The organism is Pseudomonas sp. FYR_2 (assembly GCF_043106425.1).
Taxonomy (GTDB): Bacteria; Pseudomonadota; Gammaproteobacteria; order Pseudomonadales; family Pseudomonadaceae; genus Aquipseudomonas; species Aquipseudomonas monteilii.
Map to the genome: position 1 here is coordinate 40,785 of NZ_JBICMM010000058.1, position 18,757 is coordinate 59,541.

Consider the following 18,757-nt stretch of genomic DNA (forward strand, 5'->3'; position numbering starts at 1 on the left):
CCTGGCCAGCGGCGACGCACTTCGCCATGCCGCCGCCATGGAGGGCGACCAGCAATTGCAGGCCGCCCTGGCCGACTGGCCCGTTGAGCTGGCCGACAAACTGCGCCCCAGCCTGGACAGCCTGCAGGCTTTTACTGCCAATGAGCTGCTGGCCGCTGGCAAACTGGCCGGCGACCCACAAGCCCTGCTGCTGCAGGCCGAGCGGGAGCTGGGAGCCAACGTCGAACAACTGGCCGGCTACGCTCGCGACAGCGGCAACGCCGATGCCAACCGCTACCTGTTGCCATTGCTCGATGCCACTGTGCACCTGAGCCGCCTTTCGCTGGCCCGGGACAAACTGGTCAACAGCGGCCGCCCGGAGCTTGCCGACGAGGTGGAGCGCGAGCTGCAACTGATCCGCGCCCAGGCTCAAGCCATCGATGCCTTGCCCTTGCTTGGCGTAACCCGCGCCGCCGAGTCCGGTGCCGACGACTTCGCCGCGATGATGGGCCTTGAGACCCAGGCCAATGCCCAGCAGGAAGACATCGCGGTTGGCCTAAAGCGTGAACTGCAAAGCCTGCTGAGCCGCTACCCGGCTGAATTGCAGCGTACCCGCGAACAAATCGAACGCCGCGGCGCCCTGGCCGCCAGCACTCATCAACGCCTGGAGGCCGTGCAGCTAGCCATCGCAGCATTGGAACCCGAAGTGCGTGGCCAGCATGCGAAAATTGCCGCCGAGGTGCGCATCATCCAGGGTTTGATGATTGGCCTGATCCTGCTGATCGCCTTGTTGATCGACACCCTGCAGCGCCGTCTGACGCGTACCCTCACCGGCCTGGCACCCGCCTTGTCACGGTGGGCCGAAGGCGACTTCGCCCAAGGTATCACCCTGGGCAAGACCAACCGCGAACTGCGCGACATCCAGGAGTCGCTCAACCGCCTGCGCCAGTACCTGGTGGAACTGGTCGGCACCATCCGCCACAACGCCGAACAGGTGGCGGGCAGCAGCCACGCGCTGGCCGGTATGAGCGCCGCCCTGCACGACGGCGCCGAACGCCAGGCGGGCGATACCGGGCAGATCCGCGACGCCCTGGGCGAACTGGAAGCGACCATCCAGCAAGTGGCAGGTGATGCCAGCGCCGCCGCCGACGCCAGCCGCGATGCCGGGCGTGCGGTGGAGCAAGGCCAGGCGGTGATCGGCCAGAGCCTGTCAGGTTTGCGTGAACTGGTTGATGAAGTGCAAGGCAACGCCCGCATGATCGAGCAACTGGCGGAAGAGTCGGCCACCATCGGCGGGGTACTGACGGTGATCCGCTCGATTGCCGAGCAAACCAACCTGCTGGCGCTGAACGCCGCCATCGAAGCGGCGCGTGCGGGTGAGATGGGCCGTGGCTTTGCCGTGGTTGCCGATGAGGTGCGCTCGCTGGCGCAACGCACCACGGGGGCTACCGGCGAGATTCAGGCACTGATCGACCGCCTGCAGCAAGCCGCGAGAAGTTCGGTGGCAGGGATGCGTGCGCAGCTTGAGCATGCCGAGGCCACAGCCAACCAGGCCCAAGCGGCGGATGGCGCGCTGGATGAGATTGTCTGTGCCATTCGCACCATCTCGGATACTGCCGTGCGGATTGCCGATGTCACGGCGCAGCAAAGCGGCGCGGTGAGTGAGATTCGTGACCACAGCGAACGGATTCATGAGTTGGGTGAAGACAACCTGCAGCGCATTGGCGAGGGGCGTGAGCAAGGGGAGCAGTTGCTGAGCCTGGGCGGCGAGCTGAACCGGGCGGTGGGGGCGTTCAGGGTATGAGGAAGCATGCGCGATACCTGTGGGAGCGGGCATGCCCGGGAACACCGGCGCAGCCGGTGCCATCCATCGCGTCGCCCGCACAGGGATCGTGAAACGGCCGACACAGGCATAGTATCTTCAGCGGCCATGTGTCGCCCCCTAAGCCCACATGGCCCCATACCCCACCAACTCCGCTATCATGCCCGGCACGTTCCACCTCGCGAGTCCGCCATGCGCCGCCTGTTTTTCCTGCTGTTCCTGCTGCTGGCCAGCCCTGCCTTCGCCACGGGCCTGCTCGACAACCGCCCCAGCGCCACCCTCGGGGCCGCTTCGCTGTCCAATAACGCCGACTTCCTGCCGGTGCACGAGGCCTTCAAGCTCAGTCTGATCCAGGCCGATGCGCACACCCTCAAGCTGCGCTTCGTCGCCACCGAGGGCTACTACCTTTACCGCCACCGCTTCCAGTTCCGCACCGAGCCGGCCGACATTGCCCTGGGCACGCCCAATATCCCCAAAGGCGAGGCCAAACACGATGAGTTCTTCGGCGACGTCGAGGTTTACCACGGCGTGGTCGACATCGAACTGCCGCGCACCGACCCACGTGCCTTCACCCTGCTGGTGGGCTACCAGGGCTGCGCCGACAAGGGCCTGTGCTACCCACCGGAAACCGAACGCCTGAGCATCGAGGGCGAAAGCGGCGCAAATACGCCGGGCGCTGCGGAACACGCCTGGAACTGGAAATCACTGCTGCTGTTCTTCCTTGCCGGGGTTGGCCTGACCTTCACCCCGTGCGTGCTGCCGATGCTGCCGATCCTGTCTGGCGTGGTGCTGCGTGGCCAGGTCGGCGGCCTGCGCGGGCTGGCACTGTCGCTGGCCTACGTGCTGCCGATGGCGGCCAGCTTCGCCGTACTTGGCGCGCTGATGGGCCTGTTCGGTGCCGGCCTTAACCTGCAGGCGCGCCTGCAATCGGCCTGGGTGCTGGTGCCGTTCGCGCTGTTCTTCGTGGTGTTCGCCCTGGCCATGTTCGGCCTGTTCGAACTCAAGCTGCCGCAGGCCCTGAGCAACCGCCTGAACAACGTCGCCAACCACACCCGGGGTGGCTCGCTGCTCGGCGCGGCCGTGCTCGGCGTGCTTTCCAGCCTGCTGGTTTCGCCTTGCGTGTCCGCCCCCTTGGCCGGTGCCCTGCTATACATCAGCGCCAGCGGCGATGCCGTGGGCGGCGCGCTCAAGCTGTTTGCCCTGGGCCTCGGCATGGGCGCGCCATTGCTGCTGGTAGCCACCGGTGGCGCAGCCTGGCTGCCCAAAAGCGGCCCTTGGATGAATACCGTGAAAAACGCCATCGGTGTCCTGCTGCTGGGGCTGGCCATCGGCTTGCTCAGCCGCGTGCTGCCGGGCCCGGTGACCTTGCTGCTGGTCGGCTTCCTCGCCGCTGGCGTAGCGCTGTTCCTCGGCGCCCTGGAGTTCGTCGTAAAAAGCCCACGCCAGCGCCTGGCCCAACTGCTCGGCCTGGGCTTGCTGGTCTACGCCCTGGCGTGCTGGTATGGCGCGCTGAGTGGCCAAGGCGACCCGCTACGCCCGCTGCCGGTTGCAACACTGGCGGCCAGCGGCAACAACCCGGCGGCAAAGGCGGATGCCTGGCAAACCATCACCACCCCCGCCGCACTGGACGCGGCGCTGGCCCAAGCCAAAGCGGCCGGCCAGCCCGTGCTGCTGGACTGGTACGCCGACTGGTGCATCAGCTGCAAGGTGATCGAGCATGAAGTGCTGAACGCGCCACAGGTGCAAACGCAGCTGACCGGCTTCAAGTTGCTGCGTTTCGACATCACCGAGAGCAATGCCGAGCAACGCACGCTGCTCGACCGCTATCAGCTGTTCGGCCCCCCCGCCTTGCTCTTCTTTGCCGCGAACGGCAGCGAAATGACCGCCGATCGGGTGATTGGCGAGATAAACGCCGGTGAATTTGCGCAAATTCTGACACGCGTGCGCAGCAAAGTCGGTCTATAACTTCCCCCGTGCCGGGAAAAATCCTGAAATAGGTGACCAGATTTAATTATTTGGTCACATACTTCGCGCGAATCTCGGACATCGTGCTGGCTACTGCCGGGAACTGGACACCTGCCGTCGCTTTGCGGCACACTCGCCGCGCTGTGTCGAATTGCCCTACAAATCCAAGGAATCCGCAGATGGCAACGCTACTGGTGCTCCACGGCCCCAACCTCAACCTGCTCGGTACCCGCGAGCCAGGCCACTACGGCGCCGTGACCCTGGCCCAGATCAACCAGGACCTGGAGCAACGTGCCCGCGCCGCAGGCCACCATTTGCAATACCTGCAGAGCAATGCCGAGTACGAACTGATCGACCGTATTCACGCCGCACGCAACGAGGGTGTGGACTTCATCCTGATCAATCCGGCTGCTTTCACCCACACAAGCGTCGCATTACGTGACGCATTGCTTGCGGTGAGCATCCCATTCATCGAAGTGCACCTGTCCAACGTGCACAAACGCGAACCGTTCCGTCACCACTCCTACTTTTCTGATGTTGCCGTAGGGGTGATCTGCGGCCTGGGCGCCAGCGGTTATCGCCTGGCCCTGGAGTCCGCGCTGGAACAACTGGCTGCCAACGCACAGCCCAAATGATGAAAACCCTGGCCTCAGTGGGCCAGGGTTCTAGAGAAACGTTCAGTTACGTTTTTTTGTATTTCGCCCCCTGACCGAACCTTTGGGAGTTGATGATTAATGGATATCCGTAAAGTCAAGAAACTGATCGAGCTGCTGGAAGAGTCTGGCATCGACGAACTGGAGATCAAGGAAGGCGAAGAGTCGGTCCGTATCAGCCGTCACAGCAAAACCCCGGCTGCCCAACAGTACTTCGCACCGGCTCCGGTAGCCGCTGCTGCACCTGTTGCCGCCCCGGTTGCCGCTGCCGCTCCAGCCGCCGAAGCCGCTGCCGCCGCCCCGGCCCTGAAAGGCACCGTGATCCGCTCGCCAATGGTAGGTACCTTCTACCGCAAGCCTTCGCCAACCTCGCCAAACTTCGCTGAAGTGGGCCAGACCGTGAAGAAAGGCGACACCCTGTGCATCGTCGAAGCCATGAAGATGATGAACCACATCGAAGCCGATGTTGGCGGTGTCATCGACGCCATCCTGGTAGAAGACGGCCAGCCGGTTGAGTTCGACCAGCCGCTGTTCACCGTCGTTTGAATCGCGGAGAGCCAACGATGTCTGGGAAGCTCGAAAAAGTCCTGATCGCCAACCGCGGGGAAATTGCCCTGCGGATCCTGCGTGCCTGCAAAGAGCTGGGCATCAAAACCGTCGCTGTGCACTCCACCGCCGACCGTGAACTGATGCACCTGGGCCTGGCAGACGAGTCGGTCTGCATCGGTCCTGCATCGTCCAAGGATTCCTACCTGCATATCCCGGCAATCATCGCTGCCGCCGAAGTCACCGGCGCCACCGCGATTCACCCGGGCTACGGCTTCCTGGCAGAAAACGCCGACTTCGCCGAGCAGGTTGAAAAATCCGGTTTCGCCTTCATCGGCCCGAAAGCCGACACCATTCGCCTGATGGGCGACAAGGTTTCGGCCAAGGACGCGATGATCAAGTCGGGCGTACCGACCGTACCGGGCTCCGATGGCCCGCTGCCGGAAGACGAAGAAGTCGCCCTGGCGATCGCCCGTGACGTCGGCTACCCGGTGATCATCAAGGCCGCCGGTGGTGGTGGTGGTCGCGGCATGCGCGTGGTGCACAAGGAAGAGGACCTGATTGCCTCGGCCAAGCTCACCCGTACCGAAGCCGGTGCAGCCTTCGGCAACCCGATGGTGTACCTGGAGAAGTTCCTGACCAACCCACGTCACGTGGAAGTGCAGGTACTGTCCGACGGCCAGGGTAACGCCATTCACCTGGGCGACCGTGACTGCTCGCTGCAGCGCCGTCACCAGAAGGTACTGGAAGAAGCACCAGCCCCGGGCATCGACGAGAAAGCCCGTCAGGAAGTGTTCAAGCGCTGCGTCGATGCGTGCATCGAGATCGGCTACCGTGGTGCGGGTACGTTCGAGTTCCTGTACGAAAACGGCCGCTTCTACTTCATCGAGATGAACACCCGTGTGCAGGTTGAGCACCCGGTGTCCGAGATGGTGACCGGTATCGACATCGTCAAGGAGATGCTGAGCATCGCCGCTGGCAACAAGCTGTCGTACCGCCAGGAAGACGTGGTGATTCGTGGCCACTCGCTGGAATGCCGTATCAACGCCGAAGACCCGAAGAAGTTCATCCCGAGCCCAGGCAAGGTGAAGCACTTCCACGCCCCGGGCGGCAACGGCGTACGCGTCGATTCGCACCTGTACAGCGGTTATTCGGTTCCGCCGAACTACGACTCGCTGATCGGCAAGCTGATCACCTACGGCAAGGACCGCGACGAAGCCATGGCGCGCATGCGCAATGCCCTGGACGAAATCGTCGTCGACGGCATCAAGACCAACATCCCGCTGCACCGCGACCTGGTGCGTGATGAAGGTTTCTGCAAAGGCGGCGTCAACATTCATTACCTCGAACACAAGCTGGCCAACGAGCATTGATCGAGTAGTGTGATGCACCAGAACCCCGGCCTTGCGCCGGGGTTTTTTATTGCCTGTCAGGGCCTGAGGGCCTATCCCTTCATGCGCGGCATTTCGATGCGGTGCTCATGCACCCGCCGATACAGCGTCGCCCGCGATATCCCCAACGCCCGCGCCGCATCGGCCGGCTTCCAGCGATGGCGAATCAGTGCATCCAGCAACAATTGCCGGGCCGGGCAAGACACGCTGCTTTCAGGCGAAGCAACCGCTTCACCGCGCACCTCCTGCGGCAAGTCCTGCAATTGCACCTGCCCGCCTTCACTCACCGCGCAGGCATAGCGCAACACCTGCCGCAGCTGGCGCAAGTTTCCCGGCCAACGGTAAACCAGCAATGCTTGCAGCGCATCATCTGCCAACACCACCTCGACAGCACACGCATCGGCCTCCTCGTCCAGCAGCTGATGAATCAGCCCCAACCGATCCTCACGCTCCCGCAGCGGCGGCAACTCGAAGCGGGCATTGGCCAGGCGGAAGTACAGGTCTTCACGAAAACGCCCGTCCTCAACCATCGCGGCCAGGTCGCGATGGGTGGCGCAGATCACCTGGATGTCCACACGCTCACGCCGTGCGGCGCCCAGCGGCGCCACTTCACCTTCGGCCAGCACCCGTAACAAGCGCGTTTGCAGGTTCAGCGGCATGTCGCCGATTTCGTCGAGGAACAGCGTGCCGCCATCGGCCTGCTGCAACAGCCCTTGCATGCCTTTGCTGGAGGCCCCGGTAAAGGCCCCAGCCACGTAACCAAACAGCTCGCTCTCGATCAGGCTTTCCGGAATGGCCGCACAGTTCAGCGTGACGAACGGGCCATCCCGGCGCTGGCTTTGCTGGTGCAGTTGGCGGGCGAACACTTCTTTGCCAGCCCCGGTCTCCCCTTGCACCAGTACCGCCAGATTGCAGTCCTTGACCCGCGTGGCCAGGCGCAGGTGCTGTTCGATGCGTGCGTCCTGGGCCTGGCGCAACGGCTGCGCGCGCTGGCGTTGCCGTGGGGCGCTGACCCGACCATAGAGCCCCCCCAGACCCGGCAGGCGCTGGGCCGACGCCGCGCTCACCCGGCGTAGCTGGTCGATGTCGAACAGCTCACCGATATGCTCGGGCAAGCGCCCCAGGCGCTCCACCAGCCGTTGCCGCGCCAGGCTGTTGATCGCCTGCAGGCGGCCATCGGCATCCCAGGCCAGCAGGTAGTCCGGCTGGCTTTCCACATAACCCGGCGTGCCGTGGGCGCGCATCACCCAGTGGCCTTGGGCACTGTGCATGAAAAAGGCGTTTTCGATCTCGCGGGCGGTCTGCTCCACCAGTTGGCGGATCAGGTGCTGGCTACGGCGGTCGTCTGGCGACTGCAAGGCTGACACATCCACCACGCCCAACAACTCGCCCAGCGGGTCGAATACCGGTGCCGCCGTGCAGGTCAGGCCGATGAACGCAGCGCGGAAGTGGTCGCGCTTGTGCACGGTGACCGGGGCCTTGGTGGTCAACACCGCCGCCACGCCGCAGGTACCCTCCTCGCCTTCCGACCAGCAGGTGCCCAGGTACAGCCCGGCCTTGCGGCAGTCGTTGCGGATGGCCGACTCGACCCGGTAATCGATGGTGCGCCCCTGGGCATCGGTCAGCAGTACGCAGTAGTCGGCACCGCGTACCCGTTCGTGCAGGCGAGCCACAGCATCGCTGGCGATGCGCAGGAACAGTTCGGCGCGTTCGCGGCACTCGTTGAGCAGGCTTTGGGAAAGGATACGCGGCCCCTGCTGGGACCCCGGGTCGAGGCGGTAAAGGTCCATGGAGCGGCGCCATGAATCGAGAATCAGCGGTGGCACCGGCGCCTGCGGCAGGCGGTCGGCATTCTTCAACACCCTGCTGACGCAGTCGACATGGGCTCGGGAGTTCGCGGCAAGCATTCAGGCCCTCCGGTTCTCGTTGCTGTTTTTATCGTTGTCCGGCCATTAAGCGCCTCTGGGCATGCCCCGACAAGCACTGTGTGATTACCGGCTGGCTTGAGACGCCGCGTCTCAGCGTCTCGGCAATGCCGGCCTGGCGCTGGCACCCGGCGTCTCGCCAGCCCCGTGGCACAGGCATGCCAGAGCGCAATCAAAGCCCTCTAGCCCGGCTATTTCAGCCAAATCAAAGAAAGCTGGCACCGCGCTTGCTCCTGCCTTGGCAAACAAAAATACGAGGTGCGCCATGCCGCTACCCGCCCCGATTGTCGGGATCATTGCCAACCCTGCCTCTGGCCGCGACCTGCGCCGCCTGACCGCCAATGCCGGGCTCTATTCCAGCACCGACAAGGCCTCGGCCATCCAGCGCCTGCTGGCGGCCTTCGGTGCCACCGGTATCGGCCAGGTGCTGTTGCCCAGCGACATGACCGGCATCGCCGCTGCCGTGCTCAAGGCCAGCCAGGGCCCGGGCGCCCGAAACCAGCACTGGCCTGACCTCGAAATACTCGACCTGCCGCTGAACCAGACCGTTGCCGACACTCGCCTGGCCACCCGGTGCATGGTCGAGCGCGGCGTGGCGATGATCGCCGTGCTCGGTGGCGATGGCACCCACAAGGCAGTCGCTGCCGAGGCCGGTGACGTGCCGCTGCTGACGTTGTCCACCGGCACCAACAATGCGTTCCCCGAACTGCGCGAAGCCACCAGCGCTGGCCTTGCCGGTGGCCTGTTCGCCAGCGGCCTGGTACCCGCCAGCATCGGCCTGCGCCGTAACAAGCGCCTGCTGGTAAGCGTGCCCGAGCAACAGCTGGCCGAATGGGCCTTGGTCGAAGTGGCCGTGTCGCCACAGCGCTTCATCGGCGCCCGTGCGCTCAGCCGCAGCGAGGACCTGAGCGAAGTCTTCGCCTGCTTCGCCGAACCCCATGCCATCGGCCTCTCGGCCCTGTGCGGCCTGTGGTGCCCAGTGTCACGCCAAGACCCGCACGGCGCCTGGGTACGCCTTTACCCCGGCGCCGAACAAGCATTGCTCGCGCCGCTGGCGCCCGGCCTGCTGCAAGCCTGCGGCATCACCGCCAGCGGCCCGCTGACACCTGGCGTTGCCCATCGCCTGAGCCTGACCAGCGGCACCCTGGCCCTGGACGGCGAACGCGAGATCGAATTCGCCGAGCACGACACGCCCACCGTCACCCTCGACCACCAAGGCCCGTTGAGCGTGGATGTCGAGGCCGTACTGGCGCATGCCGCCCGCCATCACCTGCTGGCCGTACCGCGCGGCCACCGGCTGCACCCTGCATCCCCGCGTTGAGACAACCCTGGAGAACAACAAGATGTCCAATCAACTGAGTCCCGAACAACTGCTGCATGCCTATGAAGTGATGCGCACCATCCGTGCCTTCGAAGAACGCCTGCATGTGGAATTCGCCACCGGCGAGATCCCAGGCTTTGTCCACTTGTACGCTGGCGAAGAGGCCTCGGCCGCCGGGGTCATGGCCCATTTGCGCGACAGCGACTGCATCGCGTCAACCCACCGTGGTCATGGCCACTGCATCGCCAAGGGCGTGGACGTGTACGGCATGATGGCCGAGATCTACGGCAAGAAGACCGGCGTATGTGGCGGCAAGGGCGGCTCGATGCACATTGCCGACCTGGAAAAAGGCATGCTCGGCGCCAACGGCATCGTCGGCGCTGGCGCCCCGCTGGTAGCCGGGGCGGCGCTGGCCGCCAAGATCAAAGGCCGCGACGATGTATCGGTGGCCTTCTTCGGCGATGGCGCCTCCAACGAAGGTGCGGTGTTCGAGGCCATGAACATGGCGTCGATCATGAACCTGCCCTGCATCTTCGTGGCCGAAAACAACGGCTATGCCGAGGCAACTGCCTCCAATTGGTCCGTAGCCTGCGACCATATTGCCGACCGCGCCGCCGGTTTCGGCATGCCGGGTGTCACCATCGATGGTTTCGACTTTTTTGCGGTGTACGAGGCCGCTGGCGCGGCCATCGAGCGCGCACGCTCCGGGCAAGGCCCGTCGCTGATCGAGGTCAAGCTCAGCCGCTACTACGGCCACTTCGAAGGCGATGCGCAAACCTACCGCGCCCCGGATGAAGTGAAGAACCTGCGCGAATCCCGCGATTGCCTCATGCAGTTCCGCAACAAGACCACCCGAGCCGGCCTGCTCACTGCCGAGCAACTGGACGCCATCGACGCCCGCATCGAAGACCTTATCGAGGACGCCGTGCGCCGCGCCAAGTCCGATCCCAAGCCACAGCCCGCCGACCTGCTCACCGACGTTTACGTCGCCTACCCCTGAGCCGCGGATTACAAGAACAACAGGAGAACCACCATGGCAAGAAAGATCAGCTACCAGCAGGCCATCAACGAAGCCCTGGCCCAGGAAATGCGGCGCGACAGTACGGTGTTCATCATTGGCGAAGACGTGGCCGGCGGTGCCGGCGCCCCGGGCGAGGATGACGCCTGGGGTGGCGTGCTGGGCGTGACCAAAGGCCTGTACCACCAGTTTCCGGGCCGCGTGCTGGACGCGCCGCTATCGGAAATCGGCTATGTCGGGGCCGCCGTCGGTGCCGCCACCCAGGGCCTGCGCCCGGTGTGCGAGCTGATGTTCGTCGACTTCGCCGGCTGCTGCCTGGACCAGATCCTTAACCAGGCCGCCAAGTTCCGCTACATGTTCGGCGGCAAGGCAGTCACCCCGCTGGTGATGCGCACCATGTATGGCGCCGGCCTGCGTGCGGCGGCCCAGCACTCGCAGATGCTCACCTCGCTGTGGACGCACATCCCGGGCCTGAAAGTGGTGTGCCCGTCCTCGCCTTACGATGCCAAAGGCCTGTTGATCCAGGCGATCCGCGACAACGACCCGGTGATCTTCTGCGAGCACAAGCTGCTGTACAGCATGCAGGGGGAGGTGCCGGAAGAGGTGTACACCGTACCGTTCGGCGAGGCCAACTTCCTGCGCGATGGTGACGATGTGACCCTGGTCACTTACGGGCGCATGGTGCATGTGGCGCTGGAGGCTGCCAACAACCTGGCCCGCCAGGGCATCGACTGCGAGGTGCTGGACCTGCGCACCACCAGCCCGCTGGACGAAGACAGCATTCTGGAAAGCGTGGAAAAAACCGGCCGCCTGGTGGTGATCGACGAAGCCAACCCGCGTTGCTCCATGGCCACCGACATCAGCGCGCTGGTGGCGCAGAAGGCCTTCGGCGCGCTCAAGGGCCCGATCGAAATGGTCACCGCACCGCACACCCCGGTGCCCTTCTCCGATGCCCTGGAAGACCTGTACATCCCTGACGCGGCGAAGATCGAAGCTGCCGTGCGCAAGGTGATCGAAGCTGCAAGGAGTGCCGCATGAGCCAGATCCATACCCTGACCATGCCCAAGTGGGGCCTTTCGATGACCGAGGGCCGGGTGGACGCCTGGCTCAAGCAGGAAGGCGACGAAATCAACAAGGGCGACGAGGTGCTGGACGTCGAGACCGACAAGATCAGCAGCAGCGTCGAAGCCCCGTTCAGTGGCGTACTGCGCCGCCAGGTGGCCAAACCGGATGAAACCTTGCCGGTCGGCGCGCTACTGGCGGTGGTGGTGGAAGGCGAAGCCGAGGACGCCGAGATCGACGCGGTGGTACAGCGCTTCCAGGCCGAGTTCGTCGCCGAAGGAGGCGCCGATCAGGCACAAGGGCCGGCCCCGCAGAAGGCTGAAGTGGGCGGCCGCCTGTTGCGCTGGTTCGAACTGGGCGAAGGCGGTACGCCGCTGATACTGGTACACGGCTTCGGCGGCGACCTCAACAACTGGCTGTTCAACCACCCGGCCCTGGCAGCCGAGCGCCGGGTGATCGCCCTCGACCTGCCGGGGCACGGCGAGTCGGCCAAGGCCCTGCAACGGGGCGACCTGGATGAACTGAGCGAAACCGTACTGGCCCTGCTCGACCACCTGGATATCGCCAAAGCCCACCTGGCCGGCCACTCCATGGGTGGCGCGGTCAGCCTGAACGTGGCGCGCCTGGCGCCGCAGCGGGTCGCCAGCCTGAGCCTGATCGCCAGTGCCGGCCTGGGTGAGGCAATCAATGGGCAGTACCTGCAAGGCTTTGTTGCCGCTGCAAACCGCAACGCCCTCAAACCGCAGATGGTGCAGCTGTTCGCCGACCCGGCACTGGTCACCCGGCAGATGCTGGAAGACATGCTCAAGTTCAAGCGCCTGGAAGGTGTTGATAACGCCTTGCGCCAGTTGGCATCGGCCATTGCCGAGGGTGACCGCCAGCGCCATGAACTGCGCGGCGTGCTGGGGCAGCATCCGGCACTGGTGGTATGGGGCGGCAAGGACGCGATTATCCCGGCCAGCCACGCAGAGGGCCTGGAGGCCGAAGTGCTGGTGCTGCCAGAGGCCGGGCATATGGTGCAGATGGAGGCAGCCGAACAGGTCAACCAGCAGGTGCTCGCATTCCTGCGAAAGCACTAAGCCCTTTCCCGTGAGCCTGGAGAACAACAATGAATGACCTGAGCCACACCCACATGCGCGCCGCCGTCTGGCATGGCCGCAATGACATTCGCGTCGAACAGGTACCCCTACCAGCCGACCCGGCACCCGGCTGGGTGCAGATCAAGGTGGACTGGTGCGGCATCTGCGGCTCCGACCTGCACGAATACGTCGCCGGCCCGGTGTTCATCCCGGTGGAGGCACCGCACCCGCTGACCGGCATCCAGGGCCAGTGCATCCTCGGCCACGAATTCTGCGGCCAGATCGCCAAGCTTGGCGAAGGCGTGGAGGGTTTTGCGGTAGGTGACCCGGTGGCGGCGGACGCCTGCCAGCATTGTGGTACTTGCTATTACTGCACCCACGGCCTGTACAACATCTGCGAGCACCTGGCGTTCACCGGCCTGATGAACAATGGCGCCTTTGCCGAGCTGGTCAACGTACCCGCCAACCTGCTGTACCGCTTGCCGCAAGGCTTCCCGCCAGAGGCGGGGGCACTGATCGAGCCGCTGGCGGTGGGTATGCACGCGGTGAAAAAGGCCGGCAGCCTGCTTGGGCAAACGGTTGTGGTGGTGGGTGCAGGCACCATCGGCCTGTGTACCATCATGTGCGCCAAGGCTGCGGGCGCGGCGCAAGTGATTGCGCTGGAAATGTCCTCGGCGCGCAAGGCCAAGGCCAAAGAGGTAGGCGCCAACGTGGTGCTGGACCCTAGCCAGTGCGACGCGCTGGCGGAAATCCGTGCACTGACCGCCGGGCTGGGGGCCGATGTGAGCTTTGAGTGCATCGGCAACAAGCACACGGCCAAGCTGGCCATCGACACCATCCGCAAGGCGGGTAAGTGCGTGCTGGTGGGTATTTTTGAAGAGCCTAGCGAGTTCAACTTCTTCGAATTGGTATCCACCGAGAAGCAGGTACTGGGAGCGTTGGCGTACAACGGCGAGTTTGCCGATGTGATTGCCTTCATTGCGGATGGCCGGCTGGATATTCGCCCGCTGGTGACCGGGCGGATCGGGTTGGAGCAGATTGTCGAACTGGGCTTCGAGGAACTGGTGAACAACAAAGAGGAGAACGTGAAGATCATCGTTTCGCCTGGCGTGCGCTGACTGCTGCAACACCTTGTTCCCACAGGTACTGCACAAGGCCCCGGGGCAGCGCAGAATCCTGTGGGAGCATCAGGCGCCGTACAAGCCTTGCCCTCGCTGTCTCAGGATCCCATTCTGCGTCATACTCGGCAGACCTATTGCCCGGTCCTCGCCATGCGTCCACTGCTCCCCATTACCCTGGTCCTGTTGCTCGCCGCCTGTGGCGATGGCGAATCGCTGCTTCCGCCGGACGCGCGCCTGCCTGACGGGGGGCGTTATCGGGGTCAGGTGGTCGATGGCCTGCTGCAGGGCGAGGGCCGTATCGACTACCCCAACGGCAGCTGGTACGCCGGCGGCTTCAAGGACGGCCAGTGGCACGGCCAGGGAGAATGGCACGGCCAGAACGGCGAGGTGTACCGTGGACAGTTCGCCGGAGGGCTGTTCCAGGGACTGGGCGACCTGACCACGCCGGGCAGCCACTATGCCGGCACCTTCAAGCATGGCCGCCGCGATGGCGAAGGCACGCTCAAGCAAGCCGACCAGACCTACCGAGGCCAGTTCAAGGACGACCTGTACGAAGGCGCGGGCGAACTGGAACTGGCCGACGGCAGCCGCTACCAGGGCTTGTTCGCCAAAGGCAAACCCAACGGCGCCGGCGTACGCAGCGATGCCAGCGGCAACCAGTTCAGTGGCCGCTTCGTCAACGGCGAGCTGCAAGGCAGCGGCACCTACGACAGCGTTGACGGTGAGCAGTACATCGGCGAGTTCAAGGACAACCGCCTGGAAGGTCGCGGCCGGTACGAAAACGCCGATGGCGATGTGTGGATTGGCGAATTCAAGGATGGCTCATTGATCGGCGAAGGCGAACTGCTGGGCAGCGATGGCAGCCATTACAAAGGCGAGTTCGCCGACTGGCGCCTGTCGGGCCAGGGCAGCCTGCAGCTGGCCGACGGCAGCAAGTACATCGGCGGCTTCCTGAACGATGCCTACCACGGGCATGGGCGATTGATCCTGGCCAGCGGCAAGGTCGAAAGCGGCGTCTGGGTCAATGGCGTGCGGGTACGCGACCAGAAAGGCCAGTTGCTGCCCGATCCACTGGACCTGGCCCTGCTCAATCAGGGCCGCCTGCTGGACGAGGCGCTGGCCGGTGTCCCGCGCTCAGCCCCATCGATCCAGCTGTACAGCCTGGTGGTGGCCGGCGATGGCCAGCAGAGCGTGTTCCTGCGCGAAGCCGACTATGTCAGCAACATGCTCAAGGTGCGCTTTGGCGCCCGTGGCCAGGTGACCTTGGTCAACCACCGCGACCACATGGCCACCCGCCCCATGGCCACGCGCGAAAACCTTACCCGGGCCGCCCGCACCCTGGCCGAGCGCAGCGGCCCTGAAGACCTGGTGTTCATCTACCTTACCAGCCATGGCAGCCAAGACCATCAACTGGTGCTGGACCAGCCGCGCCTGCAGTTGGCTGACCTTTCCGCCGACGAACTGGCCGCTGCCCTGGCGCCGCTCAAGGATCGAGACAAGGTAATCGTCATCTCGGCCTGCTATTCAGGGGGCTACATCGCCCCGCTCAAGGATGAGCGCACGTTGATCATGACGGCGGCCCGGGCCGACCGCGTGTCTTTCGGTTGCTCAGAAGAAGCCGACTTCACCTACTTTGGCGATGCCCTCTTCGCCGAAGCGCTGAACCAGACCGACGACCTCAAACAGGCATTTGAACTGGCACGTACCAGCGTTGCCGAACGTGAACAAAGGGAAGGCTTCGAGGCCTCCGAGCCGCAGCTGTGGGCACCGCCCGCCGTGCTCGAGCACTGGCAGCAGCTGCGCCGGCAACAGGCCGAAGAAGCGTTGCGTAACGCCACACAGGCCAGCGCGGGGCGACAAGCAAAAACGCCCGGCAACCACTAGACTTGTGTGTAACAAGGGAGAGACATCATGTATTTGACGCCTCAGCATGTCCTGCTTGCCGGTGCCACGGGTCTGACGGGGGAACACCTGCTGGACCGCCTGCTCAACGAGCCCACCATCACCCGTGTACTGGCGCCCACTCGCCGGCCGCTGGCCGAGCATCCGCACCTGGAAAACCCGGTGGGCGACCCGGCGGTATTTCTTCCCCAGTTGGCCGGGCGGGTCGATATCGCCTATTGCTGCCTGGGCACCACGCTGAAGCAGGCCGGCTCTGAATCGGCGTTCCGTGCGGTGGACCTGGATATGGTGGTGGCGTTCAGCAAACGTGCCCGGGAAATGGGCGCGCGACATCTGTTGGTGGTCAGCGCGCTGGGGGCCGACCCGAAATCGTCGATTTTCTACAACCGGGTCAAAGGTGAGATGGAAGAGGCGTTGAAGGCCCAGGACTGGCCGCAGTTGACCATCGTGCGGCCGTCGTTGCTGCTGGGCGAACGCATTCAGCCACGCCTCAGTGAGCAGTTGATTTCGCCGTTTTCCAGGCTGATACCGGGTAAATACCGAGGGATCGAGGCCTGTACCTTGGCCCGGGCGCTGTGGCGCTTGGCGCTGGAGGAAGAGGACGGGATACGGGTTGTGGAGTCGGATGAGTTGCGCAGGTTGGGCAAGAAATAGACGTTACCTGTAAGGGCCTCTTCGCGGGTTTACCCGCGAAAGGGCCCTTACAGGCCACCGGTGGCCTGGAAGCCTACACCGGCCGCTGTCAGCAACGACAACGGCAACAACAGGGTATCGAGCAACATGCTCCCCGGCAGGTCCAGCCCCGGATAGGCCGGGGCATCAGCCCCGTAATGATCACGCGGGCAGCACCCACCATTGATCACGTACAAATCCAGCCGGGTACCGGCATACACCACCGGCGCCCCGGGTTTGGCGGCATCCAGCGTGCGTACCGTGGCGCAGCCCCCCAGCATCACCAGCGCCAGCACCCCCACCAACGCTCGCTTCAATCATCCACCCCAAAGTGGTGCTCACCCCAACGCGGCAACATGTCCTGGGGAATGTTCAGCAGGTTGAGAATACGCGCGACGACAAAGTCGACCAGGTCGTCGATGGTCTGCGGCTGGTGGTAGAAGCCCGGTGCCGCCGGCAGGATCACCGCGCCCATCTGCGACAGCTTGAGCATGTTTTCCAGGTGGATGGTGGAAAACGGCGCTTCGCGTGGCACCAGGATCAGTTGCCGACGTTCCTTGAGGGTAACGTCGGCAGCGCGTTCGATCAGGTTGTTGCAGGCACCGGTGGCAATGGCCGACAAGGTGCCGGTGGAACAAGGCACCACCACCATCGCCGCCGGGGCACCGGAGCCGGAGGCCACCGGCGACATCCAGTCTTCCTTGCCGTACACGCGGATCTGCCCATCGGCGGCGCCGGTGTATTCGGTAAGGAAGGCCTGCATCGCCTGGGGCTTGGCCGGCAGCAGCACGTCGGTCTCGGTGGCCATTACCAGTTGCGCGGCCTTGGAGATCAGGAAGTGCACTTCGCGGTCTTCGCGCACCAGGCAATCGAGCAGGCGCAGGCCATACTGGGCGCCCGAGGCGCCCGTCATGGCCAGGGTGATGCGTTCCGGCCCGCTCACTTCAGCGCCTCGGCCAGTTTGCCGTGCAGGCCGCCGAAGCCGCCGTTGCTCATGATCACCACATGAGTACCCGGGCGGGCCTGGCCTTTGACCCGCTCGATGATCGCGTCAAGGCTGTCGGCTACTACGCTCGGGACCTTGCACTGCGCGGCGGTGGCCGCCAGGTCCCAGCCGAGGTTGGCCGGGGCGTACCAGATGACCTGGTCGGCGTCGTTGACGCTCTCTGGCAAACCGTCACGGTGGGCGCCCAGCTTCATCGAGTTGGAGCGTGGTTCGATCACGGCAATCACCGGGGCCTCGCCAACACGCTTGCGCAGGCCATCGAGGGTGGTGGCGATGGCGGTCGGGTGGTGGGCGAAATCATCGTAGATGGTCACGCCCTGCACTTCGGCCACCTTTTCCATGCGCCGTTTCACGCTCTTGAACGCGCTGAGGCCTTCGATGCCCATGGCCGGGACCACGCCGACATGGCGGGCGGCGGCCAGGGTGGCCAGCGCGTTGGCAACGTTGTGCTGGCCCGTCAGCGCCCAGTCCACCACGCCTTGCGCTTCGCCTTCGAACAACACTTCAAAACGCGAGCCGTCGGGGCTGAGCAGGCGCGCCTGCCACTGGCCACCAACGCCTGTGGTCTGCACCGGGGTCCAGCAGCCCATGCCGATCACCCGCTCCAGTGCTTGCTCGGTGGTGGGGTGAATCACCAGGCCTTCGCTCGGGATGGTGCGTACCAGGTGGTGGAACTGCCGCTCGATCGAGGCCAGGTCCGGGAAGATGTCCGCGTGGTCGAACTCAAGGTTGTTGAGGATCGCGGTACGCGGGTGGTAATGCACGAACTTCGAGCGCTTGTCGAAGAAGGCGCTGTCGTACTCGTCGGCTTCGACGACGAAGAACGGCGTGTCGCCCAGGCGGGCCGATACCGAGAAATTCTGCGGCACACCGCCAATCAGGAACCCCGGGCTCATACCGGCGTGCTCCAGCACCCAGGCCAGCATGCTGCTGGTGGTGGTCTTGCCGTGGGTACCGGCAACAGCCAGCACCCAGCGACCTTGCAGCACATGGTCAGCCAGCCACTGTGGGCCGGAAACATAGGGCAGGCCCTTGTTCAGCACGTATTCCACTGCCGGGTTGCCGCGTGACATGGCGTTGCCGATGACCACCAGGTCGGGTGCCGGGTCCAGCTGGGCCGGGTCATAGCCTTGGGTCAGCTCGATGCCCTGGGCTTCGAGCTGGGTGCTCATCGGAGGATAGACGTTGGCGTCCGAGCCGGTGACGCGATGGCCAAGTTCCTTGGCCAGCACCGCCAGCGAGCCCATGAAAGTGCCGCAAATACCGAGAATGTGAATATGCATGGTTGACCTCGC

At 64.5% G+C, this 18,757-nt stretch carries 16 protein-coding genes; 12 read left to right on the plus strand and 4 right to left on the minus strand.

Annotation, left to right across the window (positions count from 1 at the left end; genetic code table 11):
* Positions 1-1,003 precede the first annotated feature (1,003 nt).
* The 5 genes from ACF8R4_RS24815 (at position 1,004) to accC (ending at position 6,338) form a co-directional block, all read left to right on the plus strand.
* Entirely contained in the window at positions 1,004-1,783 is a 780-nt protein-coding gene (locus tag ACF8R4_RS24815) for a methyl-accepting chemotaxis protein (RefSeq protein WP_371920922.1), read from the plus strand.
* A 210-nt stretch (positions 1,784-1,993) separates the two neighbouring features.
* Positions 1,994-3,766 carry a protein-disulfide reductase DsbD gene (locus ACF8R4_RS24820; protein ID WP_060499515.1) on the plus strand — a complete coding sequence of 591 codons (1,773 nt, stop codon included), beginning with the start codon at positions 1,994-1,996 and terminating at the stop codon, positions 3,764-3,766.
* A 179-nt stretch (positions 3,767-3,945) separates the two neighbouring features.
* The gene (gene aroQ / locus ACF8R4_RS24825) at positions 3,946-4,401 is read left to right on the plus strand and encodes a type II 3-dehydroquinate dehydratase (protein ID WP_003255330.1); all 456 of its coding nucleotides are present in this window, start codon (positions 3,946-3,948) and stop codon (positions 4,399-4,401) included.
* A gap of 99 nt (positions 4,402-4,500) precedes the next feature.
* On the plus strand, positions 4,501-4,965 hold the full coding sequence (gene accB / locus ACF8R4_RS24830; protein ID WP_016715395.1) for an acetyl-CoA carboxylase biotin carboxyl carrier protein: 465 nt from the start codon (positions 4,501-4,503) through the stop codon (positions 4,963-4,965).
* Between the two features lie 17 nt (positions 4,966-4,982).
* The gene (accC, locus tag ACF8R4_RS24835) at positions 4,983-6,338 is read left to right on the plus strand and encodes an acetyl-CoA carboxylase biotin carboxylase subunit (protein WP_016715394.1); all 1,356 of its coding nucleotides are present in this window, start codon (positions 4,983-4,985) and stop codon (positions 6,336-6,338) included.
* Positions 6,339-6,409: 71 nt separating this feature from the next.
* Here accC and ACF8R4_RS24840 read toward each other — a convergent pair whose 3' ends face one another.
* Positions 6,410-8,263: a sigma-54-dependent Fis family transcriptional regulator gene (locus tag ACF8R4_RS24840; protein ID WP_392493662.1), complete on the minus strand. Its 1,854-nt coding sequence runs from the start codon at positions 8,261-8,263 to the stop codon at positions 6,410-6,412.
* A 283-nt stretch (positions 8,264-8,546) separates the two neighbouring features.
* On the opposite strand from ACF8R4_RS24840, the gene ACF8R4_RS24845 reads away from it, so the two are divergent.
* The 7 genes from ACF8R4_RS24845 (at position 8,547) to ACF8R4_RS24875 (ending at position 16,438) form a co-directional block, all read left to right on the plus strand.
* Complete coding sequence (locus tag ACF8R4_RS24845) at positions 8,547-9,602, plus strand: ATP-NAD kinase family protein (RefSeq protein ID WP_060499517.1); 1,056 nt, start codon at positions 8,547-8,549, stop codon at positions 9,600-9,602.
* 22 nt (positions 9,603-9,624) lie between these two features.
* Entirely contained in the window at positions 9,625-10,602 is a 978-nt protein-coding gene (locus ACF8R4_RS24850; RefSeq protein WP_060499574.1) for a thiamine pyrophosphate-dependent dehydrogenase E1 component subunit alpha, read from the plus strand.
* Positions 10,603-10,635: 33 nt separating this feature from the next.
* Entirely contained in the window at positions 10,636-11,658 is a 1,023-nt protein-coding gene (locus tag ACF8R4_RS24855; protein ID WP_010951829.1) for an alpha-ketoacid dehydrogenase subunit beta, read from the plus strand.
* Complete coding sequence (locus ACF8R4_RS24860) at positions 11,655-12,761, plus strand: acetoin dehydrogenase dihydrolipoyllysine-residue acetyltransferase subunit (RefSeq protein WP_060499518.1); 1,107 nt, start codon at positions 11,655-11,657, stop codon at positions 12,759-12,761. The genes ACF8R4_RS24855 and ACF8R4_RS24860 overlap by 4 nt, the downstream gene beginning before the upstream one ends.
* A 53-nt stretch (positions 12,762-12,814) precedes the next feature.
* On the plus strand, positions 12,815-13,879 hold the full coding sequence (locus ACF8R4_RS24865; protein WP_392493684.1) for a 2,3-butanediol dehydrogenase: 1,065 nt from the start codon (positions 12,815-12,817) through the stop codon (positions 13,877-13,879).
* 153 nt (positions 13,880-14,032) lie between these two features.
* Entirely contained in the window at positions 14,033-15,766 is a 1,734-nt protein-coding gene (locus tag ACF8R4_RS24870) for a C13 family peptidase (RefSeq protein WP_060499520.1), read from the plus strand.
* 27 nt (positions 15,767-15,793) lie between these two features.
* On the plus strand, positions 15,794-16,438 hold the full coding sequence (locus ACF8R4_RS24875) for an oxidoreductase (RefSeq protein WP_060499521.1): 645 nt from the start codon (positions 15,794-15,796) through the stop codon (positions 16,436-16,438).
* Between the two features lie 47 nt (positions 16,439-16,485).
* Here the strand turns inward: ACF8R4_RS24875 and ACF8R4_RS24880 are convergent, their stop codons facing one another.
* The 3 genes from ACF8R4_RS24880 to mpl are packed head-to-tail and all read right to left on the minus strand — an operon-like array spanning position 16,486 to position 18,745.
* Positions 16,486-16,773, minus strand: a complete 288-nt coding sequence (locus tag ACF8R4_RS24880; RefSeq protein ID WP_016715384.1) for a YceK/YidQ family lipoprotein — start codon at positions 16,771-16,773, stop codon at positions 16,486-16,488.
* Positions 16,770-17,399, minus strand: coding sequence for a flavin prenyltransferase UbiX (gene ubiX / locus ACF8R4_RS24885; protein ID WP_016715383.1), 630 nt, complete (start codon positions 17,397-17,399; stop codon positions 16,770-16,772). Before ubiX ends, ACF8R4_RS24880 begins: the two co-directional genes overlap by 4 nt.
* A complete protein-coding gene (gene mpl / locus ACF8R4_RS24890) occupies positions 17,396-18,745 on the minus strand; it encodes a UDP-N-acetylmuramate:L-alanyl-gamma-D-glutamyl-meso-diaminopimelate ligase (protein WP_104833529.1) in 1,350 nt (449 codons plus the stop codon). The genes ubiX and mpl overlap by 4 nt, the downstream gene beginning before the upstream one ends.
* Positions 18,746-18,757: the final 12 nt, after the last annotated feature.

Bases quoted from the DNA above. Each gene is read 5' to 3' on its own strand.
- ACF8R4_RS24815 (WP_371920922.1), top strand. From the start codon at position 1,004: ATGAGCGCCGCCCTGCACGACGGCGCCGAACGCCAGGCGGGCGATACC.
- ACF8R4_RS24820 (WP_060499515.1), top strand. From the start codon at position 1,994: ATGCGCCGCCTGTTTTTCCTGCTGTTCCTGCTGCTGGCCAGCCCTGCC.
- aroQ (WP_003255330.1), top strand. From the start codon at position 3,946: ATGGCAACGCTACTGGTGCTCCACGGCCCCAACCTCAACCTGCTCGGT.
- accB (WP_016715395.1), top strand. From the start codon at position 4,501: ATGGATATCCGTAAAGTCAAGAAACTGATCGAGCTGCTGGAAGAGTCT.
- accC (WP_016715394.1), top strand. From the start codon at position 4,983: ATGTCTGGGAAGCTCGAAAAAGTCCTGATCGCCAACCGCGGGGAAATT.
- ACF8R4_RS24840 (WP_392493662.1), bottom strand. From the start codon at position 8,263: ATGCTTGCCGCGAACTCCCGAGCCCATGTCGACTGCGTCAGCAGGGTG.
- ACF8R4_RS24845 (WP_060499517.1), top strand. From the start codon at position 8,547: ATGCCGCTACCCGCCCCGATTGTCGGGATCATTGCCAACCCTGCCTCT.
- ACF8R4_RS24850 (WP_060499574.1), top strand. From the start codon at position 9,625: ATGTCCAATCAACTGAGTCCCGAACAACTGCTGCATGCCTATGAAGTG.
- ACF8R4_RS24855 (WP_010951829.1), top strand. From the start codon at position 10,636: ATGGCAAGAAAGATCAGCTACCAGCAGGCCATCAACGAAGCCCTGGCC.
- ACF8R4_RS24860 (WP_060499518.1), top strand. From the start codon at position 11,655: ATGAGCCAGATCCATACCCTGACCATGCCCAAGTGGGGCCTTTCGATG.
- ACF8R4_RS24865 (WP_392493684.1), top strand. From the start codon at position 12,815: ATGCGCGCCGCCGTCTGGCATGGCCGCAATGACATTCGCGTCGAACAG.
- ACF8R4_RS24870 (WP_060499520.1), top strand. From the start codon at position 14,033: ATGCGTCCACTGCTCCCCATTACCCTGGTCCTGTTGCTCGCCGCCTGT.
- ACF8R4_RS24875 (WP_060499521.1), top strand. From the start codon at position 15,794: ATGTATTTGACGCCTCAGCATGTCCTGCTTGCCGGTGCCACGGGTCTG.
- mpl (WP_104833529.1), bottom strand. From the start codon at position 18,745: ATGCATATTCACATTCTCGGTATTTGCGGCACTTTCATGGGCTCGCTG.